Annotated in this window: 22 protein-coding genes; 5 read left to right on the forward strand and 17 right to left on the reverse strand. The window is 72.0% G+C overall.

Annotated features, from left to right (window positions below):
* Positions 1-440: 440 nt before the first annotated feature.
* A complete protein-coding gene (locus ACFYOP_RS18490; RefSeq protein ID WP_356894841.1) occupies positions 441-1,505 on the forward strand; it encodes a terpene synthase family protein in 1,065 nt (354 codons plus the stop codon).
* Positions 1,506-1,563: 58 nt separating this feature from the next.
* Here the strand turns inward: ACFYOP_RS18490 and ACFYOP_RS18495 are convergent, their stop codons facing one another.
* The 6 genes from ACFYOP_RS18495 to ACFYOP_RS18520 form a co-directional block, all read right to left on the reverse strand.
* Positions 1,564-3,009, reverse strand: a complete 1,446-nt coding sequence (locus ACFYOP_RS18495; RefSeq protein WP_356894843.1) for a cytochrome P450 — start codon at positions 3,007-3,009, stop codon at positions 1,564-1,566.
* Complete coding sequence (locus ACFYOP_RS18500; protein WP_356894845.1) at positions 3,006-3,629, reverse strand: ATP/GTP-binding protein; 624 nt, start codon at positions 3,627-3,629, stop codon at positions 3,006-3,008. Before ACFYOP_RS18500 ends, ACFYOP_RS18495 begins: the two co-directional genes overlap by 4 nt.
* On the reverse strand, positions 3,610-3,924 hold the full coding sequence (locus ACFYOP_RS18505) for a DUF742 domain-containing protein (RefSeq protein WP_356894847.1): 315 nt from the start codon (positions 3,922-3,924) through the stop codon (positions 3,610-3,612). Before ACFYOP_RS18505 ends, ACFYOP_RS18500 begins: the two co-directional genes overlap by 20 nt.
* Before the next feature lie 38 nt (positions 3,925-3,962).
* The gene (locus ACFYOP_RS18510) at positions 3,963-4,370 is read right to left on the reverse strand and encodes a roadblock/LC7 domain-containing protein (protein ID WP_356894849.1); all 408 of its coding nucleotides are present in this window, start codon (positions 4,368-4,370) and stop codon (positions 3,963-3,965) included.
* Position 4,371: 1 nt separating this feature from the next.
* Positions 4,372-5,778: an ATP-binding protein gene (locus tag ACFYOP_RS18515; RefSeq protein ID WP_356894851.1), complete on the reverse strand. Its 1,407-nt coding sequence runs from the start codon at positions 5,776-5,778 to the stop codon at positions 4,372-4,374.
* Positions 5,779-6,424: 646 nt separating this feature from the next.
* Complete coding sequence (locus ACFYOP_RS18520; RefSeq protein WP_356894853.1) at positions 6,425-7,270, reverse strand: hypothetical protein; 846 nt, start codon at positions 7,268-7,270, stop codon at positions 6,425-6,427.
* A gap of 240 nt (positions 7,271-7,510) precedes the next feature.
* Here ACFYOP_RS18520 and ACFYOP_RS18525 point away from each other — a divergent pair, with 240 nt between their 5' ends.
* A complete protein-coding gene (locus ACFYOP_RS18525) occupies positions 7,511-7,966 on the forward strand; it encodes an SPW repeat protein (protein ID WP_356894854.1) in 456 nt (151 codons plus the stop codon).
* A 115-nt stretch (positions 7,967-8,081) separates the two neighbouring features.
* Here the strand turns inward: ACFYOP_RS18525 and ACFYOP_RS18530 are convergent, their stop codons facing one another.
* From ACFYOP_RS18530 to ACFYOP_RS18540, 3 genes are all read right to left on the reverse strand, one after another.
* Complete coding sequence (locus ACFYOP_RS18530; protein ID WP_356894916.1) at positions 8,082-9,560, reverse strand: MFS transporter; 1,479 nt, start codon at positions 9,558-9,560, stop codon at positions 8,082-8,084.
* Between the two features lie 218 nt (positions 9,561-9,778).
* Positions 9,779-10,177, reverse strand: coding sequence for a RidA family protein (locus ACFYOP_RS18535; RefSeq protein WP_356894856.1), 399 nt, complete (start codon positions 10,175-10,177; stop codon positions 9,779-9,781).
* A complete protein-coding gene (locus ACFYOP_RS18540; protein WP_356894858.1) occupies positions 10,174-11,370 on the reverse strand; it encodes an acyl-CoA dehydrogenase family protein in 1,197 nt (398 codons plus the stop codon). Before ACFYOP_RS18540 ends, ACFYOP_RS18535 begins: the two co-directional genes overlap by 4 nt.
* Before the next feature lie 142 nt (positions 11,371-11,512).
* Between ACFYOP_RS18540 and ACFYOP_RS18545 the strand changes: the two genes are divergently transcribed.
* Positions 11,513-13,129 carry an AMP-binding protein gene (locus ACFYOP_RS18545; RefSeq protein WP_356894860.1) on the forward strand — a complete coding sequence of 539 codons (1,617 nt, stop codon included), beginning with the start codon at positions 11,513-11,515 and terminating at the stop codon, positions 13,127-13,129.
* Between the two features lie 4 nt (positions 13,130-13,133).
* The gene (locus ACFYOP_RS18550; protein ID WP_356894862.1) at positions 13,134-13,952 is read left to right on the forward strand and encodes a PaaX family transcriptional regulator C-terminal domain-containing protein; all 819 of its coding nucleotides are present in this window, start codon (positions 13,134-13,136) and stop codon (positions 13,950-13,952) included.
* 30 nt (positions 13,953-13,982) lie between these two features.
* Here ACFYOP_RS18550 and ACFYOP_RS18555 read toward each other — a convergent pair whose 3' ends face one another.
* Together ACFYOP_RS18555 and ACFYOP_RS18560 are read right to left on the reverse strand one after the other, a co-directional pair.
* Complete coding sequence (locus ACFYOP_RS18555; RefSeq protein ID WP_388452023.1) at positions 13,983-16,502, reverse strand: bifunctional salicylyl-CoA 5-hydroxylase/oxidoreductase; 2,520 nt, start codon at positions 16,500-16,502, stop codon at positions 13,983-13,985.
* A gap of 1 nt (position 16,503) precedes the next feature.
* On the reverse strand, positions 16,504-17,331 hold the full coding sequence (locus ACFYOP_RS18560) for an enoyl-CoA hydratase family protein (RefSeq protein ID WP_356894864.1): 828 nt from the start codon (positions 17,329-17,331) through the stop codon (positions 16,504-16,506).
* 228 nt (positions 17,332-17,559) lie between these two features.
* On the opposite strand from ACFYOP_RS18560, the gene ACFYOP_RS18565 reads away from it, so the two are divergent.
* On the forward strand, positions 17,560-17,985 hold the full coding sequence (locus ACFYOP_RS18565) for an ATP-binding protein (RefSeq protein ID WP_356894866.1): 426 nt from the start codon (positions 17,560-17,562) through the stop codon (positions 17,983-17,985).
* Between the two features lie 96 nt (positions 17,986-18,081).
* On the opposite strand, the gene argF is transcribed toward ACFYOP_RS18565, so the two are convergent.
* The 6 genes from argF to ACFYOP_RS18595 all read right to left on the reverse strand — a co-directional run bounded on the left by argF (position 18,082) and on the right by ACFYOP_RS18595 (position 25,572).
* Positions 18,082-19,098 (reverse strand): ornithine carbamoyltransferase, encoded by a 1,017-nt coding sequence (gene argF / locus ACFYOP_RS18570; protein ID WP_356894868.1) that lies wholly within the window; start codon positions 19,096-19,098, stop codon positions 18,082-18,084.
* A gap of 128 nt (positions 19,099-19,226) precedes the next feature.
* On the reverse strand, positions 19,227-20,459 hold the full coding sequence (locus ACFYOP_RS18575; protein ID WP_356894870.1) for an arginine deiminase: 1,233 nt from the start codon (positions 20,457-20,459) through the stop codon (positions 19,227-19,229).
* 454 nt (positions 20,460-20,913) lie between these two features.
* A complete protein-coding gene (locus ACFYOP_RS18580) occupies positions 20,914-21,162 on the reverse strand; it encodes a hypothetical protein (RefSeq protein ID WP_356894872.1) in 249 nt (82 codons plus the stop codon).
* A 24-nt stretch (positions 21,163-21,186) separates the two neighbouring features.
* Complete coding sequence (locus ACFYOP_RS18585; protein ID WP_356894874.1) at positions 21,187-21,444, reverse strand: hypothetical protein; 258 nt, start codon at positions 21,442-21,444, stop codon at positions 21,187-21,189.
* Positions 21,445-21,547: 103 nt separating this feature from the next.
* Positions 21,548-24,115: a polynucleotide kinase-phosphatase gene (locus ACFYOP_RS18590; RefSeq protein WP_356894876.1), complete on the reverse strand. Its 2,568-nt coding sequence runs from the start codon at positions 24,113-24,115 to the stop codon at positions 21,548-21,550.
* Positions 24,112-25,572 carry a 3' terminal RNA ribose 2'-O-methyltransferase Hen1 gene (locus ACFYOP_RS18595; RefSeq protein ID WP_356894878.1) on the reverse strand — a complete coding sequence of 487 codons (1,461 nt, stop codon included), beginning with the start codon at positions 25,570-25,572 and terminating at the stop codon, positions 24,112-24,114. Before ACFYOP_RS18595 ends, ACFYOP_RS18590 begins: the two co-directional genes overlap by 4 nt.
* Between the last annotated feature and the right edge of the window lie 42 nt (positions 25,573-25,614).

Here is a 25,614-nt window from a genome sequence, read left to right on the forward strand (position 1 = left end):
GGCGGCGTGGCCCGAACCGGCGGGTTTGGAGGTTCGGTGAAGCTCACCGTCGCAGGTAGCGGTCGATGCACGCCTATGGCCATCAATGATGGATCATGGCCAGCTTTGGGATCGAAATTGCGCCAAAGTGCCCTAGAAGAGTCGTCAATTCCCCCCAAACCTTTCGGATCCGAAGACGGCGACGACCGCCCTAGGTTGTAGGTCGGCCGGGGTGGGCAAGTTTGGAGCGCCACAGGAAGGGAACTGCCCGACGTTTTGACGGCCGTTGCCATGGCAGGAGGCCGGGGCGGGCGCGAGGCACCGCTCCGGTGTGACGTGCGCGCCGTGCTCATGCTCCCGAGGCGAGGTGCGAACGACAGGAGCGTGCTGCCCTATCACCGGCAGGCCGCTCGGGGTTGTGGTCCGCACACCGATGCGGGCCGAGAGGGAGGAGAAGTCCCATGACAGTGCAGGCCGTCAAGCTCCCCGGACTGTGGATGCCGTACCCGGCGAAGATGAATCCGTATCTGCCGGCCCTGCACGAGGAGGCCGAGACATGGGCGCGGGACATGGGCATGCTGGGCGACGGCGAAGGACCGCCGCACCGCCGGCCGATCTGGACCCGGTCCCAGTTCCACGCCATGACCGTCGACCAGTTGACCGCCCGCACCCTCCCCGATGCCTCACTCGCCGATCTCCGGATCAACCACCGGTTCAACATCTGGGCGCTGGCCTGGGACGACTACTTCGCCTCCGCCTTCAAACGGACGGGGGACCTATCGGGCGCGAGTGTCTTCACCGCCCGGCTCCATGCCTTCCTGCGGCCGGAGCCGGGCGCCCGGCTGCCGGAACCGGAGAACGCGGTCGAGAGAGGCATCGCCGATCTGCAGCCCCGGCTGTTCCCCCCGCGGCTCGCGCACTGGCGGCACGGGTTCAACCGTGCCCTGGCCGGATACATCGACGCGGGAGTCCAGGAGTTGGCCAACAGCCGCACCCGCCGGGTTCCGGACCTGATCGAGTACGCCCAGTTCCGCCGTGAAAGCTTCGCCGCCTACACCGCCCCGTACTCCGTCGAGCTTGCCACCGGCGCGCGGATACCTGATCGGATCCGGCACAGCCGGACCGTCCGTGCCCTGCTCGACTCCTTCATGGACTACATGGGGCTGGCGAACGACATAGCCTCCTACCAGCGGGAGGTCCATGAAGAGCACGACGTCAACAACCTCGTCGTCGTGCTCGCGACGTCCCTGGGCGTCACCATCCACGAGGCGGTGCATGCCGCCGTCGACCTGGTGAACGCCCGGCTGCGCCACTTCGACCACCTCAGACGGAGTGAACTGCCCCTGCTCGCCGAACGAGCCGGGCTGCAGGCCGGCGAGCGAGCCGAGCTGGAGACGTGGCTCCGGGGAGCCGCCGGCTTCCTGTCCGGCCTCCACTCCTGGTACACCGGGGCCCCCCGCTACGCCGCCGCGGACGACCTGTCGCTCCCCGGGCAACGCACCTCCGCCCCGGCCGCGTCCACATGAGAATCGCGCGAGGGGGCCGACCCCAGCTCCGGGGCAGCCCCCTCGGCCGTCATGCGAATCAGCGTCCGCGCAGGAAGCGGCTCAGTCGCGCCCGCCACGAGACGCGGGGTCCAGGTGCGCGCTCCGGCCGGGGGCCGGCCTGCGGCCGCGGGGGCGTGGAGGGCAGCGTGCTGGTCGGCGGAGGCGGGGCCGGCAGCGAGTCCGGGATGTCACGGGTCCTCGGCGCGCGGGAGGCGAAACTCACCGGCAGCGCCGTCAGGTGCCGGGCCCAGGTGGAGGAACGCCAGGAGAGTTCGGACTCCGGGACGGCCAGCGTGATGTCCGGAAGCCGGGTCAGCAGGATGTCGATGCCGGTGTCGGCGATGACACGGCCGATGTCCTGACCGGGACACTCGTGGGCGCCCGCACTGAAGGACAGGTGCGCGCGGTTGTGGTGCACGGGGGTCGAGGGATCGGGGCGGATCGCCTGATCGACGTTCCCCGCGGCCAGCCCCAGCAGGAGCATGTCGCCCGCCTTGATCTGCTGCCCGCCGAGGGTGGTGTCGCCCTTGGCCCAGCGACCCGGGCACACCATCAGCGGCGGCTCGTCCCAGAGGACCTGTTCCACGGCTTCCGGCAAGGTCATCTGGCCGCCGGCCAGGGACCCGCGGAACCGCGGGTCGGTGACCACCATCCGCAGGACGTTGGACATGAGGTTGGCGGTCGTCTCGTAGCCGGCGAGCAGGATGAGCCGCAGGTGGTGCAGCACCTCCTCGTCGGTGAGGCCGGCCGGATGGGCCATCAGCACGGATGCGATGTCCTGCCCGGGACGGGCGCGCTTTTCGACGACCAGCTGCTCCAGGGTCTCCAGTACATAGGCGTTGCTGGCGAGCGACGTCTCCGTGCCCTTGAAGAGGTCGCGGGCGGCGTGCACCAGCTTGGGGCCGTACTCGTCCGGCATTCCGAGCAGGTGGGTGAGCGCGAGCATGGGCAGGTGCTCGGTGAACTCGCCGACCAGTTCCGCCTTGCCGCCCTGGCAGAATCCGTCGATCAACTGGTGTGCGAGGCGGGTGATGTGGCGGCGGACTCCGCGCTGGTCGAACTGGTCGAGGCTGGCCGTGACCGCGCCGCGCAGGCGCTGGTGCTCCTCGCCGTCGGCGCACACGCAGTCCGGACGCCAGCCGATCATCGGCACGAGCGGCGAGGTGGCGGCGTCGATCTCGCCGCTCTCCCAGCCGTGCCAGACGCGGGGGTCGCGGGAGAACTGGGTGGAGCGGGCGGCCACGTCGCGGTTCTCGAGATACCCGAGGACGAGCCAGGCGCGTACGTCGCCGTCGAGCAGGACGGGCGCCACCGGGCCATGGGCGGCGCGCAGCTCCTCGTACAGGCCCATGGGGTCGGTCACCGCGGCGGCGCTGTCGAGCCGGGTGGCTCCGCCGGCTCCTGCGGTGGCGTGCGCCGGGCAGCCCGGGGGCGGGGTGAGCCCGTGCTGCTGGGTGGTGTGTTCGGCCGGTGGGACGGTCATACGGGCTCCTGGGCGGCGGCGAGGGTGCGCAGGTAGACCATCAACGAGAGCAGGGCGTCGCGGCAGGACGCCCGGTCACGTGCGTCACAGGTGACGATGGGCACGGATTCGCTGAGGGCCAGTGCAGTGCGCAGGGCGGGTATGGGGTGCTGCGGGGCCTCGGGGAAGGTGTTGACGGCCACGACGAAGGGGACGCGGCGGTCTTCGAGGCGGGTGATGACCTCGAAGCAGACGTCGATCCGCCGCGTGTCCACGAGGACGACGGCGCCGAACGCGCCTTCGAAGATGCCGTTCCACAGGAACCAGAAGCGCTCCTGTCCCGGCGTCCCGAAGAGATAGAGGATCAGCTCCCGGTTGATGCTGATACGGCCGAAGTCCAGGGCGACGGTCGTGGTGTTCTTGCCTTCGGCTCCGGGATTGTTGTCGATCCCGACGCCGGCCTGGGTCATGGTCTCTTCGGTGGTCAGCGGCGGGATCTCGCTCACCGACCCGACCATGGTGGTCTTGCCGACGCCGAAACCGCCGACGATCACCACCTTCACTCCCCTGGCGCCGTGGGGCAGCAGCACGTCGGTGCCGCGGGGGCCGGCGGAGGGTGCTTCAGAGCTTACGTAGTCCATGGATCACCGCCTCCAGAAGGCCGAGTTCGGGGTAGGACGCGACAGGGACGGGAGCGGTGGCCTCGACCCGTTCGCCTTCGACGAGTTCGGAGAGCAGCACCGTGACGACGCTGAACGGAAGGCTGAGGTACGCCGAGATCTCGGCCACCGAGAGCGGGTAGCGGCACATGGAGAGGATCGCGGCCTGCTCGGGCTGCATACCGGGCTCCGGTGCGGACCTCGCCGCGACGAGGGTGACCAGATTGAACGTCTTCGCCGCGGAACCCTGGCCACCGGTGATGACGAAGAGCGGCACGGGACTGCCTTCGTCCCATCTGTCCTGGTTCTCCGACGTCACATCGCCCGCCCGACGTCATCGCGGGGCGGGCTGGTCATGTGCTGGCCGATCCGGACCACCAGTGTCCGCATACGGTCGCCCAGAAGCCCGGCGTCCACCTCCTCGTCGGCCAGCACCGCGAGATAGGCCCCGGGTCCGGCCGCCATCAGGGAGAAGTAGCCGCCGTCGACCTCGATGCCGACCATCCGCGTCGAGCCGTCCCCGTGCGGGAATCTCTGCGCGATGGCCTTCGCCAGGCTCTGGATGCCCGAGCAGGCGGCGGCGATCGCGTCGGCGGTGTCGGGATCCGTCTCCGCCTGGCCGATGCTCAGACCGTCCGACGACAGGACGACCACGTGCCGCACGTACGGGACGCTGGACGCGAGCTCCTTGAGCATCCAGTCAATGTTGGGCAGTGGCTGCATGTTACTCACCCTCGTCTGATGGCTCGCTGTTTTCCGTGGCAGGTTCGGCGACCGATCTCTTCTCGCCGCTGAACGCCTCCCACATCAGGCCCGGTTGCCTGCGCGTTCCGTTGGTTCCCGGGGAGGTGGCCGGAGCAGCGGGGGGATGGGGGGTGGCGCGGACGACCGGTTTCGGGACCGGTGACTCGCGTCGGCGTTGCGGGAGGCCGTTGAGGGTCGCCTTGACCTCGACGGGCTCGTCCGGCACGGCGGGGGCCGGCGGCGTCGGCCGCGGCAGGACCGGTCCGGCCGTGTGCTGCCGCGCGAGCGGCTGGGCGTTCGGGACAGGCTGCTGCACCGTGGTGATCAGGCTCCTCGGAACGAGCACGACCGCCCGGACGCCCCCGTAGGCGGAGGTGCGCAGGTCGACGTCGAGGCCGTGCTCACGGGCCAGCCGGCTGACGACGGCGAGGCCGAGTTGTGTCACCTCGCCGAGGCCGGCCAGCTGCATGCCCGACGAGGCCTGGGCCATGACGCGGTCGACGCGCTGCCGGACCTCTTCGGTGAGTCCGACCCCCCGGTCCTCGATCTCGATCGCGATGCCGGAGGGCACCTCGCTCGCGGTCACGTCGACGGGGGTGTCCGGCGGGGAGAACGTCGTGGCGTTGTCGAGCAGTTCGGCGAGCAGGTGGATCAGGGGCTCGGCTCCGGGACCGACCACGGCCACCTCTGTCACCGACCGCAGTTTCACGCGGGGGTAGTCGACGATGCGCGACATGGCGCCCCGCAGGACGTCGTAGAGCGGAATCGCCTTCGACCACTGACGCCCGGGGCGGGCGTCGCCCAGTACCGCGATGCTCGCCGCGAGGCGGCCGATCAGGGCGTTGCGGTGGTCGATGTCCTGCAGGCCGTGGGAGACCACGACGTCCGTGCCGTGGAGGATCTGCATGGCGCGGAGGTCCTTGGCGAGTTGGTGCACGATCGCCTGGACTCTCCGTGCGATGGCCACCAGTGCCCGCTGCGCTGAGTCCCGGGTGTCCTCCTCGGCCTCCACGGCCTCCAGGAGTGTCCGCAGAGCCGCCCGGAGCGCTTCGGTGAACTCGCTGTCGAGGTGTTCCCCGAGCCTGACGGAGTGCAGGATCTCCGACGCGGGGTCGCCCTTCTTCAGCCGGGCCACTGCCGCGGGAAGGAGCTCCTCGGCCAGCCACACGGTGGTCGCCCGCTGGTCGGACAGGCGCCCGAGCAGCGCGGCTTCACGTTGCGCGTAGTACGCCTGCGCCGCGGCGCCCGCCTGTGCGTAGCGGGCCGCCTCCGCCGCGCGGCTCCGGCGCGCGATCTCAGCCGAGGTGATGACCGTCAGAACGACCGCGGCGAGGCCGCACCAGGCGACGGCTGTCCGTGTGTGCGCAGGGACGAAGATCAGCGCCATGGCGAAAGCCCCGGCCAGAGCGCCAGGAGGTATGAGCCACTCCAGAGCCACTGCACGTGGCCGGGCTCCGGAAGATGAACCTGCACGAACCATCGAGGGGTCCTAAACAGTCTGGAATGAGTGGGCCGAGGTGATGCGGTGCGCCGACGGGAACGGGGTGGGATTCACTCGGCTCGACACACGTTTCCGGCGAATTCCCCCGACGGTCGCTTCGAGATCGCGTCAATGGTCACGCCTCTTCGCGGGGTCGGTTCCGTCCGCACGCACACAGCATTCGATTACTCGCTGTGAGCGCAGCGCGACATGTGGAGGGAGCATAGTCAGTCGGGGTTCGCCATGTGACCTTGCTGAAAGCAGGACCTGCATTGACCGACCTGGGCCCGCAATTTGATCGGCTGCGCAATCACATGGACTGAAAATGCCGGGAATTGATCACATCGAACAGCCCACCGGTCACGACACTCTCCGGCCCGGCGGCGCCGCATCGCCGGGGCGGATTTCCTTCGGCATTTCATCGGCAATGCGAAACCATGTTCGGGTTTTCGTCCCGTGCCGCCGACGTCGGCCGGAAGCCGGTGACCATGGCGACGGCAACGGGGGTGCGGCCACTGGGCCGCACCCCCGTTGCCGCGGTGCCGCTTCGGGGTCAGCCCGTGCGTACCGCCGTGACCGTGAAGCGTTCGACCTCGGCGACGTGGCCGCCGGTGGACGCGACGACCGTCAGCACCGGGTCGGCCGCGCCGGTGAACGAGACGGACGACTGCCAGGGCTGCCCCTGGCCGCCCGCCGACAGGCAGCAGGTGGCGCCCAACGGCCGTGCGGCGGAAGGCTGTCGCACCTCGACACGGACACTCTCGTCCACGCCGGTGATCCGCCCGCCGACCGTGGCCGGTGAGCGCACGACCGATCCGTACGCGGGCTCGGTCAGGGAGAAGGTGGTGTCGTCGGTGCCCACCACCTCCCAGGGGGCGTCGCGTCCGGTGCCGTAGCGCACGAGGTGGATGACCGCCGCGGTGCCGGTGGACTCCGTCCCGCTCAGCCCGACGCCGATCCGCGCCTCCCTCCCCTTGACGGACCGTGAGGTGATCCGGTCGATGTCCTGGAAGCCCAGGTACTGCTGGGTGAAGGAGAGAGCGGTCTGTTCGGCGTCGAGATGCCAGGGCTGGTGGCCGCCGGCGCGGTACTCGCTCTCCCAGCCCTCGGCCTGGGACAGCGTGGCGAACGGCCACATCGGCTGGAGGCCGGGGAAGCCCGGCAGCGGCTCGCCGCGACCGGTCGCGGAAGCGGACGGGGTCGCGGACGGCGACGCACCGGTGGTCGGGCCGGTGGGCGCGTCGGACGTGGGGACGCCCGGCGACGGTGAGGAGGCCCCCGGCCCGCCGGACGGCGACGCCGAGGCGTCGGTGGAGCCTCCGGAGCCGGTGCAGCCGGTCAGTACGAGGGCGGTCGTGGCGGCCACGGCGACGAGCCGGGATGCGAGCCAGATGTTCATCGATCCCCCAGGGAGCAGGTGACGGCCGTCACACAGGCCGTACCGGACATCGTGCCACTCCGCCGGCCGGTGGTGCCGGGCGCCCGTGGGCCGCCCCCGCCCGAAACGCGGGCCCCACCAGGGCTCGGGGCCGTCGCGGCCACGGACATCGGAAGGGGTCTACCCATTGACCTGACAGCCCAAAGGGGCGTTCTATGGATATAAAGGACACATAAGGCTGCTGACAGGAGGCGGCCCACCATGACCACTCACGCAGACATCGATCAACACCCGGACCTGGCCGAGATGCGTTCCCGCTTCGAGCGGGCCACCACCACGCCGCGTGCCCAGGCCGTTGAGACACTGGCCCTCATCACGGGCCTCTACCTGGCGGCCTCGCCATGGATCGCCGGCTTCAGCGGGTTGACCAGCCTGGCCGTGACCAATCTGATCACCGGAATCGCCTTCGCCCTGTGCATGGGCGGCTTCAGCTCGGCGTACGAACGCACCCACGCCATGGCATGGACGGCATGCGCCATCGGCGCGTGGACGATCGTGTCGCCCTGGGTCATCGCCGGCGAGATGGACACGACGCGCAGCATCGTCAGCAACATCATCGTCGGTGCGGTCGCGTTGCTCTGCGGCCTGGCCATGGCCGCCACGGCCGGTGCGGGGGGCGGCACAGGCCGCCGTCGCGGCCCCGGACCCGTCACCTGACGGGACGGCCGCCGCTCACTCACAGGCCCTCTCACACTGACAGGCCCCGGCGAAGGAGCGCCGGGGCCTCGTCCTGCCCGCCGCGCGAACCTGCCCGCCGCACGAAAGGGACCGGTCACCCGCCGGGACCGATGCCGCCCTTGAGGCGCTCCAGGTCGGCGGGGCGGACCTGGATGACCAGGAGCGCGATCAGGGCGGCCACCACGGCGAAGATCGCGGCCATGATGAAGGCGGCGGAGACGCCGGAGGTGAGCACCTGGTCGCCCCAGGGCGGCGGCAGCTCACCGGTGCGCTGGAAGAAGAGCCGCTCGGCCGGGGTGGCCTCGGCCATGAAGTGCGGGATCTGGTTCCTCGCCTCGTTGCCGCTGACGGTGCCGAAGACCGTGACCAGGATCGACAGCCCCAGTGAACCCCCCACCTGCTGGGTGGCGTTCAGCAGGCCGGACGCCGCACCCGACTCGTGCGCGGGCACCCCGGAGAGCGCCATCAGCGTCAGCGACACGAACTGCATCCCCATGCCGAGGCTGAAGACCAGCATCGGCCCGAGGAGGCTGCCCGCATAGGTGGAGTGGATGTCGGTCAGGGTGAGCCAGGCCAGTCCGGCGGCGGCCAGTCCGGCGCCGGTCACCATGAACGGCTTCGGGCCGTACTTCGGCAGGAACTGGGACGCCAGGCCGGCCCCGACGGCGATGACCGCGCTGACCGGGAGGAAGGCCAGGCCGGCCCGCAGCGGGCCGAAGCCCAGCACGTTCTGGACGAAGAGGGTCAGGAAGAAGAACATGCCGAACATGGCGGCGGCGAGCCCGAGCATCATGCCGTAGGTGCCCGCACGGTTGCGGTCGGCGAACATGTGCAGCGGTGTGATCGGCTGCTTGGAGCGCCGCTCGACCGTGAGGAAGGCCGCGAGCAGTACGAGCGCCGCGCCGAACGAGGCCAGGGTGTACGTGTCGCGCCAGCCCTCCTGGGCGGCGCGGATGAACCCGTAGACCAGCGCGACCATGCCGAGTGTGGAGAACAGCGCGCCGGTGACGTCGAAGCGGCCGGGGCGGCGCTCCGACTCCTTGATCCAGCGGGGCGCGGCGACGGCGATGAGCAGACCGATCGGCACGTTGACGAAGAACACCCAGCGCCAGTCGAGCCATTCGACGAGCATTCCGCCGGCCAGCAGCCCGATCGCGCCACCGCCGGCGGACACGGCCGCGAACACGCCGAACGCCCGGTTGCGCTGCGGGCCCTCGGTAAAGGTGGTGGTGATCAGCGCCAGTGAGGTCGGTGAGGCGATCGCGCCGCCCACGCCCTGCAGGGCGCGCGCGGCCAGCAGTTGGCCGGAGTTCTGCGCGAGTCCGCCGAGCAGCGACGCCACCACGAAGAGCAGCACGCCGAACATGAAGACGCGCCGCCTGCCGAGGATGTCGCCGATCCGCCCGCCGAGCAGCAGCAGGCCCCCGAAGGTGAGCGTGTAGGCGTTGACCACCCAGGACAGGCTCGTGGTGGAGAAGTGCAGCGAGTTCTGGATGTGCGGCAGCGCGATGTTCACGATGGTGATGTCGAGGACCACCATCAGCTGGCACGAGGCGATGACGAAGAGCGCCATTCCGTTCCCGCCGCCCCGGTCGGGGGCTGACGTCTGCACTGCGGGAGTCGGCTGCGGGGTCGTCATGGCGCATCGTGCCTCGGGGAGGAACGCCCTGTTCGGGGCCTTGGGACCGGATGGCGGACGGTGCCGTCCACCGTTCGACGTTAAGCCCGACGGGTGAAGGGTCACCAGTCGATCAAGCGGCGGTCGGGCGTCGGTCCGGCCGGCGGGCCGGTTCAGGGCAGGACCGCCACCCCGTCCACCTCGACCAGGCACTGCTCGTCCCAGAGCCGTACGACCCCGACGACCGCCATCGCCGGGTAGTCCCGGCCCGCCGCGCGGCGCCAGATCCGGCCCAGCTCGGCGGCGTGGGCGCGATAGTCGGCGACGTCGGTGGCGTAGACGGTGACGCGGGCCAGGTCGTGGGGGGTGCCGCCGGCCGCGGCGAGGGCGGTGAGGAGGTTGCTCAGGGCGGTCTCGAACTGCTCGGGGAGCGTCTCGCCGACGACCTTGCCGCCGGTGTCGAGGGCGGTCTGGCCGGCGAGGAAGACCAGCCGGGAGCCGGTGGCGGTGACGGCGTGGGAGAAGCCGGTGGGCGGGGACAGCTCGGCCGGGTTGTGGCGGGACAGCGTCATGCGGACCTCTCCTCGGGACGGGGCTCCTCGGCGCGTTCCTCAGGGGGGCGTTCCCCGGGCCGGTGCTCCTGCGGGTGGCGTTCCTCGGCGTAGAGCTCCTTGGCGATGATCGTGCGCTGGACCTCGGTGGCGCCCTCGTAGATGCGGGGCGCACGGACCTCGCGGTAGAGGTGTTCGAGGAGGTGACCGCGCTGGAGGGCCCGGGCACCGTGCAGTTGTACGGCCGAGTCGACGACGTACTGGGCGGTCTCCGTGGCGAGCAGTTTGGCCATCGCGGAGCGCTTGGGCACATCGGCGGCCCCGGCGTCGTACGCGGCGGCCGCCGCGTACACGAGCAGCCGGGCGGCCTCCGTGCGGGTGGCCATCTCGGCGACGCGGTGGGCGACGGACTGGAGGTCGCCGAGCGGGCCGCCGAAGGCCCGGCGGCTCGACGTGTGGGTGACGGTCGCGTCCAGGGCGGCCTGCGCCATGCCGACGGCGAAGGCGCCGACGCTGGGGCGGAAGCGGTTGAGGGTGTTCATGGCGACGCGGAAGCCGCGGTCCGGCTCACCGAGCAGGTCGTCGGCGCCGACCGGCACGTCGTCGAAGGTGAGCGCGCCGATCGGGTGCGGCGAGAGCATCTCCAGCGCGCTGCCGGACAGGCCGGGGCGGTCGGCGGGGACGAGGAAGGCGGTGATTCCGCGGGCCCCGGCGCCTTCGGTCGTACGGGCGAAGACGGTGTAGAAGTCGGCCTCCGGGGCGTTGGAGATCCACCGCTTCTCGCCGCTCAGCCGCCAGCCCCGGCCGTCGGGTACGGCTTTCAGGGCGAGGGCGGCGGCGTCGGAGCCCGCGTCGGGCTCGCTGAGGGCGAAGGCGGCGACGGCCCGGCCCGCGACGACGTCGGGGAGCCAGCGTCCGCGCTGCTCCTCGGTACCCGCCTGGACCAGCGGCGAGGTGCCGAGGCCCTGGAGGGCGAGAGCGGTCTCGGCCTCGGTGCAGCCGTGGGCCAGGGACTCGCGGAGCAGGCACAGTTCGAGCGCCCCGGCGGTGAACAGCTGTTCCAGCAGGCCCAGCTCGCCGAGGGCCGCCACCATGGGGCGGTTGACGCGGCCCGCCTCGCCCTTCTCCGCGAGGGGGCGCAGCCGCTGGGCGGCCAGGGTGCGCAGTTCGGCACACCGGGCGGTCTGTACCGGATCGAGCGAGAATACGGGCATTCGTGCCCCCACTGAAGTCGGCGTGACGGCGGCCGGGTGACTCTGCCGGGCACCCCCGAAAAGCACGGTATCGCGAACTGTTGACTGTCGTCACCATCACGATACGCTCGTCTGGCGACGCCGACCCGACAGGGGGCGAACCATGGAGCTGACACCCTCGGCCCACACCGACACCTTCGCGCGCGACCATCTGCCGCCCGCGGACCAGTGGCCGGAACTACTCTTCGACCTGCCTTCGCTGCACTACCCGCAGCGGCTCAACTGCGGCACGGAACTGCTGGACCGCACGATCGAGCGCTTCGGCGCGGACCGCCCCGTCCTCCGCTCCGGCGGCGGCGAGGTCTGGTCGTACGGGGAGCTGCGCGGACGGGTCGACCGGATCGCCCACGTGCTCACCGCGGAGCTCGGGGTCGTCCCCGGCAACCGGGTGCTGCTGCGCGGGCCGACGACCCCGTATCTCGCGGCGTGCTGGCTGGCGGTGATGAAGACGGGCGCCGTGGCGGTCACCGTGCTGGCGCAGCACCGGGCCAAGGAGCTGGCGACGGTGTGCCGGATCGCCGCCGTCACGCACGCGCTCTGCGATGTGCGGGCGGTCGACGACCTGGTCAAGGCGGAGGTGCCGGGACTGCGGATCACCACGTACGGCGGGGACGCGCCCGGCGATCTGGTCCGTGTCGCGGACGCGCGGGCGGCGGAGCCGTACGAGGCGGTGGCGACCGCGGCCGACGACGTCGCGCTGATCGCGTTCACCTCGGGCACCACCGGCCGCCCCAAGGGGTGCATGCACTTCCACCGGGACGTGCTGGCGATCGCCGACACCTTCTCCGAGCATGTGCTGCGGCCCGAGCCGGACGACGTGTTCGCGGGCAGCCCGCCGCTCGGCTTCACCTTCGGACTCGGCGGTCTTATCGTCTTCCCGCTGCGCGCCGGCGCCAGCGCCCTGCTGCTCGAACAGGCGGGCCCCGGGCAGCTGCTGCCGGCGATCGCGGAGCACCGGGTGTCGGTTCTGTTCACCGCGCCCACCGCGTACCGGGTGATGCTGGACCAGCTCGACGGGCACGACACCGGCTCCCTGCGGCGCTGTGTCTCCGCCGGTGAGAACCTGCCCGCCGCGACCTGGCAGGCGTGGCACGAGCGGACCGGGCTGCGGATCATCAACGGCATCGGCGCGACCGAGCTGCTGCACATCTTCATCTCCGCGGCGGACGAGGCGATCCGGCCCGGCACCACCGGCGTCGCGGTCCCCGGCTGGCAGGCGCGTGTGGTGGACGGCGAGGGGCTGCCGGTGCCGGACGGGGAATCGGGGCTGCTCGCTGTCCGGGGCCCCGTGGGCTGCCGCTATCTGGCCGACGACCGGCAGACCCAGTACGTGCGGGACGGCTGGAACCTCACCGGCGACACCTACGTCCGCGAGCCCGACGGCCGGTTCCGTTACGTCGCCCGCGCCGACGACATGATCATCTCGGCCGGATACAACATCGCCGGGCCCGAGGTCGAGGAGGCGCTGCTGCACCACCCCGATGTGACCGAGGCCGCGGTCGTCGGCAGACCCGACGCGCTGCGGGGCCAGATCGCGGTGGCGTACGTGGTGCTGCGCGACGGCGCCGCGGGCGGGGAGGCGGCCGCCGAGGAGCTGCGGGACTTCGTCAAGCAGCGGCTCACGCCGTTCAAGTGCCCGCGGCGGATCGTCTTCCTGGACGCCCTGCCGCGTACGCCGACCGGCAAGCTTCAGCGGTTCCGGCTGCGAGCCCTAGAGTGATCACGTGGCCGAGCAGCACACCCCCAGATCCCTGATCGTCACCCTGTACGGCGCGTACGGACGCGAACGGCCGGGTCCCCTCGCCGTGGCCGAGCTGATCCGGCTGCTGGGCGCCCTCGGCGTCGACGCGCCGTCCGTGCGCTCCTCCGTGTCCCGGCTCAAACGGCGCGGGCTGCTCGTCCCGGAGCGCACACCCGACGGCGCGGCCGGCTACGCCCTGTCCGAGGACGCCCGCCAGCTGCTCGACGACGGCGACCGGCGCATCTACGCCCCGTCGTCCGCCGACCTCTCCGACGGCTGGGTCATCGCCGTCTTCTCCGTGCCGGAGGCCGAGCGGCACAAGCGCCATCTGCTGCGCTCGCGGCTGGTCAGACTCGGCTTCGGCGCGGCCGCGCCGGGGGTGTGGATCGCGCCCGCCCGGCTCTGCGAGGAGACCCGGCACACGCTGCGACGGCTCCAGCTCGACGCGTACGTGGACCTGTTCCGGGGGGAGCACCTCGGCTTCGCGGCGACGGCGGAGTCGGTCTCGCGCTGGTGGGACCTGGCGGCCATCGCCAAACAGCACGAGGAGTTCCTCGACCTGCACGAGCCGGTGCTGCGCTCCTGGGAGGCCCGGGAGGACACCCCGGCGGGGGACGCGTACCGGGACTATCTGCCGGCCCTGGACTCGTGGCGGCGCCTGCCGTACGCCGATCCGGGCCTGCCCGGCGAGCTGCTGCCGCAGGGCTGGCCGGGCGGACGCTCCGCCGAGGTCTTCGGACGGCTGCACACGCGGCTGCGGGACGCCGGGGCGGCGTTCGTGACGGCGGCGGGCGAGGGGTGACGGCGCCGGCGCCGCGGTGGCGCGAGCGCCTCAGCCGAGAGTGAGCCTCGGCTTCGGGGCGTCGGTGCGGCCGGTGGGCGGCTTGCGGCTGCCCGCCCGGTACGGGAGGGGCCAGGGCGCGGCGTCGCCGGAGTAGCCCTGGTCGGCGGCCGCGTGGAGCGTCCAGTGGGGGTCGTAGAGGTGGGGGCGGGCCAGCGCGCAGAGGTCGGCGCGGCCGGCCAGCAGGATCGAGTTGACGTCGTCCCAGGACGAGATCGCCCCGACCGCGATGACCGGCACACGGGCCTCGTTGCGGATCCGGTCGGCGTACGGCGTCTGGTACGAGCGGCCGTACTCGGGGCGCTCGTCGGCGACGACCTGGCCGGTGGAGACGTCGATGGCGTCGGCGCCGTGCGCGGCGAAGGCGCGGGCGACGTCCACGGAGTCCTCGGCCGTGGTACCGCCGTCGGCCCAGTCGGTGGCCGAGATACGGACGGTCATCGGCTTGTCGTCCGGCCAGACGGCGCGCATCGCGTCGAACACCTCGAGGGGGAAGCGGAGCCGTCGCTGCAGGGAACCCCCGTAGGCGTCGGTGCGTTGGTTGGTCAGCGGGGAGAGGAAGCCCGACAGCAGGTAGCCGTGGGCGCAGTGGAGTTCGAGGAGGTCGAAGCCGCTGCGGGCGGCTCGCCGGGTGGCGGCGGCGAACTGGCGGCGGATCTCGGTGAGTCCGGCGTGGTCGAGCGCGTGGGGGACCTGGTTGACCCCGGGGCGGTAGGGGAGCGGGGAGGCGGCGGACACGGGCCAGTTGCCGGTGTCGAGCGGCTGGTCGATGCCTTCCCACATGAGCCGGGTGGAGCCCTTGCGGCCGGAGTGGCCGAGCTGGACGCCGATCGCGGTGCCGGGCGAGCTGGTGTGGACGAAGTCGGTGACGCGGCGCCAGGCGGCGGCCTGTTCGGGGGTGTAGAGGCCGGTGCAGCCGGGCGTGATGCGGCCCTCTGGGCTGACGCACACCATCTCGGTCATGACCAGGCCCGCCCCGCCGAGGGCGCGGGCGCCGAGGTGGACGAGGTGGAAGTCGCCGGGCACGCCGTCGTGGGAGGAGTACATGTCCATGGGTGAGACGACGACGCGGTTGCGCAGGGTCAGTCCGCGCAGCCGGAAGGGGGTGAACATCGGCGGGGTGTCCGGCGGGCAGCCGAACTCCCGCTCGACGGCGTCGGTGAAGGCGGGGTCGCGCAGCCGCAGGTTGTCATGGGTGACACGGCGGCTGCGGGTGAGGAGGTTGAAGGCGAACCGGCGGGGCGGCTGGTCCGTGTGGACGGCGAGCTCCTCGAACCAGCGCAGGCTGGCGGCGGCCGCGCGCTGCGTCGACTCGACGACCGGGCGGCGCTCGTTCTCGTAGGCGGCGAGGGCGGTGGGCAGGTCGGGCTGCTCCTCGATGCAGGCGGCGAGGGCGAGGGCGTCCTCGACGGCGAGCTTGGTGCCGGAGCCGATGGAGAAGTGCGCGGTGTGCGCGGCGTCGCCGAGGAGCACGGTGCTGCCGTGCGACCAGCGGTCGTTGACGACGGTGCGGAAGACGGTCCAGGCGGAGGAGTTGCCCCGCAGGGGACGGCCGCCGAGGGCTTCGGCGAAGACCTTGGCGCAGCGCTCGGTCGACTGCTGCTCGTCGCAGGCGTCGAGCCCGGCGGCGCGCCAGACCTCCTCGCGCATCTCGACGATGACGGTGGAGGCGTCGGGCGAGAAGGGGTAGCCGTGGAGCTGCATCACGCCGTGCTCGGTCTCGGCGATCTCGAAACGGAAGGAGTCGAAGGCGAAGTCGGCGGCGAGCCAGATGTACCGGCAGCGGTGTGTGGTGACGCGGGGCCGGAAGACGTCGGCGTGTGCCTCGCGGGTGGCGCTGTGGACGCCGTCCGCGGCGATGACGAGGTCGTGGCCGGCGGCCAGTTCGGCGGCGGGCGGGGCGGGGGTGCGGAAGCGGAGACGCACGCCGAGGGACTCGCAGCGCTCGTGGAGGATCTCCAGGAGCCGGCGCCGGCCGAGGGCGGCGAAGCCGTGTCCGCCGGACGTCAGGGTCTGCCCCCGGTGGGTGATGTCGATGTCGTCCCAGCGAACGAACTCGTCCTGGAGCGACCGGTACACGACGGGGTCGGCATGTTCGATCCCGCCGAGGGTCTCGTCGGAGAGGACGACGCCGAAGCCGAAGGTGTCGTCGGGTGCGTTCCGCTCCCAGACGGTGATCTCGCGGGCCGTATCGAGCCGCTTGAGCAGCGCGGCGGCGTACAGCCCGCCGGGGCCGCCGCCGATGACGGCGACGCGGAGGTGGCGGGCGGGAGGTGCGGCGCGCTCGGGCGTGGCGCTCAGGTCGCGGCGGGCGCGGCCGACCCCGAGCGCCCCTTGTGCCGGGCCCGCGGCGGTCACCGGTTCCCGAGCCGGGCCCGCGGCGGTCGCGGCGGCGCGGACGGGGGCGGTCAGGGGCGGGAGCAGGTCGCCGCGGGGCGGCGGGTGCGGGGCCGGACCAGGAGGGGTCGGGCGTCCCCCGGGCAGGGGGGCCGGGGCCGCTGCCGGCGGCATGTCAGCGGCCCTGCCACTTCGGGGGGCGCTTCTCGGTGAAGGCCGCGTGGAACTCCGCGTAGTCCTCGCCGTTCATCAGCAGCGCCTGCGTCGCCGCGTCCAGTTCGACCGACGCGGCGAGCGGCATGTCGAGCTCGGCCGTCAGCAGCGCCTTGGTCTGGGCATGGGCGAGCGCCGGGCCGTCGGCGAGGCGGCGGGCCAGCTCGGCGGCCCGTACGTCCGCCTGCCCTTCGTCGGTCAGCTCGCTGATGAGGCCGATCCGCTCCGCCTCCGGCGCGCGGACCGCGTCGCCCAGCATGAGCAGTCGCGTCGCATGGCCGAGTCCGACGACCCGGGGCAGCAGATAGGCCGCGCCCATGTCGCCCCCGGAGAGCCCCACCCTGGTGAACAGGAAGGCGAAGCGGGCAGAGGGGTCCGCGATCCGGAAGTCGGCCGCCAGCGCCAGGACCGCCCCGGCGCCCGCGGCGACGCCGTGCACGGCCGCGATCACCGGGAAGGGGCACTCCCGGATCGCGCGTACGACCTGGCCGGTCATCCGGTTGAAGTCGAGGAGCTGGGCGGTGTCCATGGACAGGGTCGCGCCGATGATCTCGTCGACGTCTCCCCCGGAGCAGAAACCGCGGCCTTCCCCGGCGAGCACCAGGGCCCCCACCGAGCGTTCCCTGGACAGCTCGGCGAGCAGGTCACGCAGGTCGGCGTAGGCGCCGAAGGTGAGCGCGTTGAGTTTGTCCGGGCGGGCGAGGGTGACGGTCGCGACGCCGTCGTCCCTCGTCAGCCGCAGATGGCGCCAGTCCTCGGTGCGTGGGGCGGAACCGGTGAAGGGGCTCATGGAGTGGGGCCTCCTTGGGCGCGGGCGGTCTGCTGCTGCCACTACCGTCGAAGCTATCACCTGTTTGTGACTGCCGTCACGACTGCGCTATACGACTGTCCCGACTCCGCGAAGGTCCCGTCCCGGTTCTGGCACAGGTCCCGGCCCGCGCGGGCTCTCGCCCCTGGTTCCGCGTCCTGCGCTTCGTAGGGTTGAGAACTGGAACTGCCACCGAACGGGAAGTCCGCCTTGCCCCCAGCCACCGGTCCCGCCTCGTCGCGCTTCGCGCTGCCGCACACCACGGCAGCCGTTCCCATGGCGCGCGCGCTGGTGCGCGCCGCGCTGGAGGACGGCGACCACCCGGCGCCGGCGGACTGCGACACGGCGGAGCTGCTGACGGCCGAGCTGGTCGCCAACGCGGTGGAGCACACGGCCGAGGGTTCGCCCATAGAGCTCGTGGTGGCACTGCTGCCGTCGGGCTGCCAGGTCGAGGTGCACGACGCGGACCCGGCGCCGCCCGCCGGACTCACGGAGGGCGCTCCGATGCCGCGGCCCGATCCGTGGCAGGAGGGGGGCCGGGGGCTGCTGCTGATCCGGGCGCTGAGCGAGGCGTGCGGCCACCGGCCCACGGAGCGCGGCAAGGCGGTGTGGTTCATCCTCCCGGCCGAGGCCTGACCCGCCGGGGCGCGCAGCACCGGGCGGGATCGGGCGACCCGGCCCCGTACGCAGGGAGCGCCGGCCCCGCGCACCCCCGGGGCGCGGGGCCGGGTGCTACAGGCCGGCGGCGGTACCGGCGAGCGTCGCCACCAGCACGGCCTTGATGGTGTGCATACGGTTCTCGGCCTGGTCGAAGACCACCGAGTGCTCCGACTCGAAGACCTCGTCGCTGACCTCCAGCTCCGCCAGCCCGTGCCTCTCTTGGATCTCCCGGGCGACGGTGGTGCCCAGGTCGTGGAAGGCGGGCAGGCAGTGCAGGAACCTGACGTCCGCGTTCCCGGTGGCCCGCAGCACGTCCATGGTCACCGCGTAGGGCGCCAGCGCCTTGATGCGCTCGTCCCAGACCTCCTTCGGCTCCCCCATCGACACCCACACGTCGGTGGCGACGAAGTCGGCGCCCCGCACACCCTCGGCGATGTCCTCCGTGAGCGTGATCCGGGCGCCGCCGGCGGCGGCGAGCCGGTGCGCCTCGGCGACGACCCCGTCGACCGGCCAGTACGCCCGGGGCGCGACGATGCGGACGTCCATACCGAGCAGCGCGCCGGTGACCAGGTAGGAGTTGCCCATGTTGAAGCGGGCGTCACCGAGGTACGCGAAGGAGGTCCGCTCCAGGGGCTTGTCGCCGTGCTCGGTCATGGTGAGCACGTCGGCGAGCATCTGGGTGGGGTGCCAGTGGTTGGTGAGCCCGTTGTAGACGGGCACACCCGCGTACGCCGCCAGCTCCTCGACGGTGTCCTGGCCGTCACCGCGGAACTCGATGGCGTCGTAGATCCGGCCGAGCACCCGGGCGGTGTCCTTGGCGGACTCCTTGCTGCCGATGTGGGAGCCGGACGGATCGATGTAGGTCGTCGAGGCGCCCTGGTCGGCGGCCGCCACCTCGAAGGAACAGCGAGTACGGGTCGACGACTTCTCGAAGATCAGAGCGATGTTGCGGCCGCGCAGTCGCTGGACCTCGGCGCCGGCGCGCTTGGCCGCCTTGAGCTCGGCGGCCAGGTCGACCAGGCCGCGGAACTCCTCGGCGGTGAAGTCCAGCTCCTTGAGGAAGTGGCGGCCTTCGAGATGTATCGCCATGATGGCTGCTCCTGCGTGGCGGATGCGATGACAATGGAACTCTATACGATCCATTGCATTGCTATACGGCAGCTCGGGTGGCCGGCCCGCGTGGCCCGGCCGCGAGCCGCGGGGCCGACCCCACGCGGCTAAACCGGGTCCCTCTCGACGGGACAGCTCATACAGCGCGGACCGCCCCGGCCTCTGCCCAGTTCGCTGCCCGGGATCTCGATCACCTCGATGCCCTGTTTGCGCAGATGGGTGTTGGTCGTCACGTTGCGTTCGTAGGCGACGACGACGCCCGGCTCGACCGACAGGACGTTGCAACCGTCGTCCCACTGCTCCCGTTCCGCCGCGTGCACGTCCTGCGTGGCCGTCAGCACCCGGATGTCCTTCAGGCCCAGCGCGGCGGCGATCGCGTCGTGCATCCGCTCCGGGGGATGGTCGCTGACCTTGAGTCCGCGCCCGCCCTCGGCCGGCTCGATGGTGTAGGAGCGGAGCATGCCGAGCCCCGCGTACTGGGTGAAGGTGTCGCCGTCGACCATCGTCATCACGGTGTCCAGATGCATGAAGGCCCGGCGCTTCGGCATGTCGAGGGCCACGATCGTGCGGGCGGAGCCGGCCGCGAAGAGGCCCCGGGCCAGCATCTCCACGGCCTGCGGTGTGGTGCGCTCACTCATCCCGATCAGCACCGCGCCGTTGCCGATCACCAGCAGGTCGCCGCCCTCGATGGTGGAGGGATAGTCGTCCTGCCCCTCGGACCAGTGGTGGAACGGACCCGCCTCCGGGCCCACGAAGAGCGGGTGGTGCTTGTAGATCGCCTCGAAGTGCACGGTCTCGCGCTGGCGGGCCGGCCAGCGCATCGCGTTGATCGAGACCCCGTCGTAGATCCACGCCGAAGTGTCGCGGGTGAACAGATGATTGGGCAGCGGGTGCAGCAGGAAGTCGTCCAGGTCCATCACATGGAAGCGCACCGACGTCGGCTCCGAATGACCGGCGAGGAACTCCCGCTTGGTCATCCCGCCGACCAGCGCCTCGACGAGGTCGGTGGTCGGCAGTTCGTCGAACGCGGCCCGCAGATGATCGGTGGCGAGCGGTCCGTACTCCTTCTCGTCGAAGACCCGGTCCAGCACGAGCTTTCTGGCCTCCGGGATCTCCAGCGACTCGCGCAGCAGATCGCCGAAGAGATGCACCTCCACCCCGCGGTCGCGGAGCACGTCGGCGAAGCCGTCGTGCTCCTGCCGGGCGCGGCGCACCCAGAGCACATCGTCGAAGAGCAGTGCGTCCTTGTTGCTCGGAGTGAGCCGCTTCAGCTCCAGATCGGGCCGGTGCAGTATGACCCGGCGCAGCCGCCCGGTCTCGGAGTCGACGTGGAATCCCATGTCCCCATCCTTGCCGTGCCGCAGGCCGCTCACCCGTCGAACGGCTGATCGCGTCCGGACTTCGTGCGCCGGGAACCGCCATGTGATGTCCGCGACGGTGCCGATCAACGGTCCGCCGGCGGTGCGACGGAGGTGCGACGGGGGTCCGCCGGGCGACGTGCGGGAACGCGGGGGAACGCGGGGAGAGCCGTGCGGCACGGCCCTGGCGGTACTCCTGCAGCAGCTTCGCGGACACCACACCGAGCCGGGTGAACTCGGCGAACGTGGCCGCGAGAGCGTCCTCGTCCACGCGGCCGCCCTGTGACTCCTCGATGCGGGACTCCTCCAGGCGGCGGGCCACGGTGAAGAGGGGCGCCGCCATCGGCGGGCTGCCGGCTCCCGCCACCACCTTGGCGCCCCCGTACAGCGCGAAGGGCAGCAGTCCGGGTGTGGTGGCGGCCGGTTTCTCCAGCGCCTACTGCGGCTGTGCCGCGGCGCGGCCCGGCTTGGCAGGGGCCGTCTCCGCGCACCGGCGCAGCGGTGCCAGCAGCGCCATGGCCTGCCGCGCGTGCTGAGGATGGACCCGGCTGACCTGGGCCAGGAAGTCCAGCGGCCGGACCCCGACCCGGCCCACGGGCACGGGCCGGGCCGTCGTGGGCCGGAGCCCGAGGGCGCGGGCGACGGCCGCCTCGCCCTCGACGGCGCGGGCCGGTACGAGCCGCACCAGGTGGTGGCTACACGTGCCGTATCAACCCCCGGCGGGGACCGGGAGGGACCGGGTCATCCAGCTCCCGACGCGGGTGCGGGCCCGTGCCGCGTGGTCGCCGATCCAGTCCGCGAGTGCCACCAGCTCCAGGGCCGCCGGGTCGCGCTTGAGAGCCGGCGGCACCTTCTTCAGCTCGCGGCCGGAGCCGCCCCGCACGCGCAGCGCGGGCTTCGGCTCCGCGTACGGGTCGAGCGTCAGTCCGTACTCCCCGACGGACCTCCAGCTCCCGGTGGCGGTCATGCTTCCCCCCGAACTCCGTGCTGATCACCCGCCCTTCACGAGCGGGTGATCACAGAGTAGGACGAGCCACTGACAACGCCCCCGCGACCGGCGTCCGGCGCGGTCAGAGCCGGGGGTCGACGGGCTCCGACTCCAGCGCCAGCACGGCGAACACGGCTTCGTGGACCCGCCACAGCGGCTCGCCGTCGGCCAGCCGGTCCAGCGCCTCCAGCCCGAGGGCGTACTCGCGCAGCGCGAGGGAGCGCTTGTGGTTCAGGAACCTGTTCCTGAGCCGCTCCAGGTTCTGCGGCCGGGTGTACTCGGGGCCGTAGATGATGCGCAGGTACTCGCGTCCGCGGACCTTGACGCCGGGCTGCACGAGCCGGCCCTTCCCGTCCCGTGCGAGTGCCTGCAGCGGCTTGACCACCATGCCCTCGCCGCCCCGCCCGGTCATCTCCAGCCACCAGTCGGTGCCGGCCCGCGCCGACGCCTCGTCGGCCGTGTCGACGACCAGCCGCCTGGTGACCTGGAGCAGGCCGGTGGGGTCGTGCTCCACCAGCTCGTCCAGCCAGGCCAGTTGTTCGTCGTGCGGCACCGCGGCGAGGGAACGGCCCTGCACGGCGAGGATCTGGAACGGCGCGAGCCGCACCCCGTCGAGCCCGTCGGTGCTCCAGCAGTAGCGCCGGTAGGCGTCGGTGAACGCGGCCGCGTCGGCGGCTCTTCCGTGCTGCCGGTCGAGCAGGTCGGCCACCCCGGCACCGCGTGCGGCGGCGGCCTCCAGGGCGGCGGCCGCCTTCGGCAGCACGGCCCCGGACGCGGCGCCGACCGCGGCGTACTGCGAACGCAGCAGTCCGGAGGCCTTGAGGGACCAGGGCATCAGCTCGGCGTCGAGCAGCAGCCAGTCCGTGTCGAGTGCGTCCCAGAGGCCGGCGGCGGAGACGGCCGCGCGCAGACGTTCCAGGATCTCCTCGGTGACGGCGGGGTCGTCGAAGAAGGGCCGTCCGGTGCGGGTGTGCAGCGCGCCCGTCGCTCCGTCGGCGCCGAACCGCTCCCGCGCGGCGCCGGCGTCGCGGCAGACCAGTGCGACCGCCCGCGAGCCCATGTGCTTCTCCTCGCACACGACCCTGGCGACGCCGTCGGCGCGGTACTGGGCGAATGCCTCCGCCGGGTGCTCCAGATAGCCGTCCTCGCGGGAGGTGGCCGTGGGCGCCATCGTCGGCGGCAGGTACGTCAGCAGCCGGGGGTCGACGGCGAACCGGCTCATCACCTCGAGCGCGGCCGCGGCGTTCTCCTCGCGGACGGCGACCCGGGCCATGTGCCGGGTCTCGACGACCCGCCGGCCCTGGACGTCGGCGAGGTCGAGCGGCCGGCCCTCGCGTCCGCCCGGCGCTTCGGTGAGCAGCGGCCTGACCGGTTCGTACCAGACCTTCTCGGCCGGTACGTCGACCAGTTCGCGCTCGGGCCAGCGCAGGGCGGTCATCTTCCCGCCGAAGACGGCGCCGGTGTCGAGGCAGATCGTGTTGTTGATCCACGACGTGTTGGGCACCGGGGTGTGGCCGTAGACCACGGCGGCGCGGCCCCGGTAGTCCTCCGCCCACGGGTAGCGGACGGGCAGCCCGAACTCGTCGGTCTCGCCGGTGGTGTCCCCGTACAGGGCGTGCGAGCGGACCCGGCCGGAGGTGCGGCCGTGGTACTTCTCGGGCAGACCGGCGTGGCAGACGACCAGCTTCCCCTCGTCGAGGACGTAGTGGCTGACGAGTCCGTCGATGAACTCCCTTACCCGCTCGCGGAAGGCGGGGTCCTTGGCGTCCTCCTTCTCCAGCTGCTCGATCGTCTCGGCGAGGCCGTGGGTGTGCTGGACGTTGCGGCCCTTGAGCCAGCGTCCAAGTTTGTTCTCGTGGTTGCCCGGTACGCACAGGGCGCTGCCCGCCGCGACCATGCCCATCACGCGCCGCAGCACGCCGGGGCTGTCGGGGCCGCGGTCGACGAGGTCGCCGACGAAGACGGCGGTGCGGCCCTCGGGGTGGACCCCGTCCGCGTAGCCGAGCCTGCCGAGCAGGGTTTCGAGCTCGGAGCTGCAGCCGTGGACGTCGCCGATGATGTCGAACGGCCCGGTGAGGTGGCGCAGGTCGTTGTAGCGGCGCTCGATGACGATCTCCGCGTGGTCGGCCTCCTCGACGCTGCGCAGGACGTGCACCTTGCGGAAGCCCTCACGCTCCAGGCCGCGCAGCGAGCGGCGCAGTTCGCGCCGGTGGCGTCCGATGACGTGGCGGGGCATGCCGGCGCGGTCCGGGCGGGTGGCGTTGCGTGCGGCGCAGACGTCCTCCGGCATGTCGAGGACGATCGCGATCGGCAGGACGTCGTGCTCCCGGGCGAGGCGCACGAGCTGCCGCCGGCTCTCGGGCTGCACATTGGTGGCGTCGACGACGGTGAGCCGTCCGGCCGCGAGCCGCTTGCCCGCGATGTAGTGCAGGACGTCGAAGGCGTCGCCGCTGGCGCTCTGGTCGTTCTCGTCGTCCGCGACGAGTCCGCGGCAGAAGTCGGAGGAGATCACCTCGGTCGGCCTGAAGTGCCTGCGCGCGAAGGTGGACTTGCCCGAGCCGGTGGCGCCGACGAGGACGACAAGAGACAGGTCGGTCACCGGGAGCCGGCGGCCGGGGGTGGTGACCACGGCTGCTTCGGTACTGGTCATGCGGCCTTCGCCTCCTTCGAGGTCATCTCGAACACTGCCATCTGGGTGGGCGGCCCGACTTCGGGGTCCTCGGGTCCGACGGGCACGAACCGCACCGCGTACCCGTGGCGTCCGGCGACGCCCTCCGCCCACTGCCGGAACTCTTCCCGGCTCCATTCGAACCGGTGGTCGCCGTGGCGCGCATGGCCCGCGGGCAGCGTCTCCCAGCGGACGTTGTACTCGACGTTCGGCGTCGTCACGAGCACCGTGTGCGGCCTGGCCGCGCCGAACACCGCGTACTCCAGGGACGGCAGCCGGGGCAGGTCGACGTGCTCGACGACCTCGCTGAGCACCGCGGCGTCGTAGCCGGTGAGCCGCTTGTCGGTGTACGTGAGCGATCCCTGCATCAGCTTGACCCGGGCGGCCTGGCGCTCGCCGAGCCGGTCCAGCTTCAGGCGCCGGCCGGCGATCGTCAGGGCCCGTACGGACACGTCGACACCGACGATCTCGGTGAACCGGACGTCCTTCAGCAGCGCCTGCACCAACTGGCCCTGTCCGCAGCCCAGGTCGAGCACGCGGCTCGCGCCCGCGTCGCGCAGTGCGCTCAGGATGGCGTCCCTGCGCTGCTCGGCGAGCGGCACGGGGCGTTCCTCGGTGTCGGTGGTCTCGTCCACGGCGTTGTCCACGTCCTCGATCCGGAGGTCGTCGGCCTCGGCGAGGCGCACGAGTTCGAGGCGCTCCATGGCCTGGCGGGTCAGGCCCCAGCGGCGCGCGAGGTAGCGGCTGGTGATCAGCTTCTGCTCGGGGTGCTCGGCCAGCCAGCCCTCGCCGGCCCGCAGCAGCTTGTCGACCTCGTCCGGCGCGACCCAGTAGTGCTTGGCGTCGTCGAGGACGGGAAGCAGCACATAGAGCTGGCGCAGCGCGTCGGCCAGCCGCAACTCGCCCTCCAGGACCAGCTGGACATAGCGGGAGTCGCCCCACTCGGGGAACTGGGGGTCCAGCGGGACGGGTGCGGCGGTGACGGAGCTCCAGCCGAGCGGTCCGAAGAGTTTGCGGACCAGCTCGGCGCCGCCCCGCGCGGGCAGCGCGGGCACCTCGACACGCAGCGGCAGCGGGGCCTCCGCCCGCCCGGGCAGGGCGTCGCACACCCCGCGCAACGCGCTCTTGAACACCGCGCTCAGCGCTACGGCCAGCAGAGACGACGCCGCGTACGGGCGGTCGTTGACGTACTGGGCGAGTGCCGAGTCGGGCGCGCCGCCGCGGCCCTTGCCCTTGCCGCGCCGCACCAGAGCCACCGGATCCACCTCCAGGAGCAGCGCGGCCGTGCACCGCTCGGCGGACGCCTCGGGGTAGAAGACGTGCGCCGTGCCGTGCGAGGTGGAGAACGCCTGCGCGTTGTCGGGATGCTTGTGCAGCAGGAAGCCCAGATCGGTCGCGGGTCGCTCAGGGGTGCCGGTGGTACTGATCGTCAAGAACACGCGTTTGAGTATCGTCTCCCCCGGCCACGCCGACCATGGGTT

Origin of the sequence: Streptomyces sp. NPDC006294, assembly GCF_042870895.1 — a bacterium.
In the GTDB taxonomy this organism is placed as follows: domain Bacteria; phylum Actinomycetota; class Actinomycetes; order Streptomycetales; family Streptomycetaceae; genus Streptomyces.